The 825-nt window shown below is 68.8% G+C and carries 1 protein-coding gene; it reads left to right on the forward strand.

Annotated features, from left to right (window positions below; translation table 11 throughout):
- The coding region (locus tag DPM33_RS36580; RefSeq protein ID WP_245442697.1) for a DUF5801 repeats-in-toxin domain-containing protein at positions 1-825 on the forward strand (825 nt) is incomplete at both ends.

Raw genomic sequence — 825 nt, forward strand, 5'->3', positions numbered from 1 at the left:
TATGTGACCGGCCACAGCGGCGACCCGGCCTTCCTGGTGTTCACGCTTTCGGTCAACGCCTCGACCGGCGCCGTGACGCTGACGCAGGACCGCGCGGTGCACGAGAACACGATCGACAATCCGACCGACAGCTCCGAAGGCATCAGCCTGACCTCGGGCCTGGTGACGCTGACGGCGACCGTGACCGACAATGACGGCGACAAGGCTTCGCAGTCGCTCGACCTCGGCTCCAAGGCCACCTTCCACGACGACGGCCCGTCGATCGCGCTGAGCGGCACGCCGGCACCGACGCTGAACGTGGATGAGAGCTACCTGACGGCGGCCACCAACGGCATCAACGGCTCGGGCACCGGCCCGGCCGGCTCGACCACCGACACGCAGAGCTTCGCCGGCGCCTTCACCGTGGTGCAGGGTGCCGACGGCGCCACCACCGCCTACAGCGTCAGCCTCTCGGGCTCGGCCTCCAACCTGATCGACTCGGCCACCGGCCAGGCCGTGGTGCTGTCGCAGAGCGGCAACACGGTGTCGGGTTATGTGACCGGCCACAGCGGCGACCCGGCCTTCCTGGTGTTCACGCTTTCGGTCAACGCCTCGACCGGCGCCGTGACGCTGACGCAGGACCGCGCGGTGCACGAGAACACGATCGACAATCCGACCGACAGCTCCGAAGGCATCAGCCTGACCTCGGGCCTGGTGACGCTGACGGCGACCGTGACCGACAATGACGGCGACAAGGCTTCGCAGTCGCTCGACCTCGGCTCCAAGGCCACCTTCCACGACGACGGCCCGTCGATCGCGCTGAGCGGCACGCCGGCACCGACGCTG

Origin of the sequence: Mesorhizobium hawassense, from assembly GCF_003289945.1 — a bacterium.
Classification (GTDB): Bacteria; Pseudomonadota; Alphaproteobacteria; order Rhizobiales; family Rhizobiaceae; genus Mesorhizobium; species Mesorhizobium hawassense.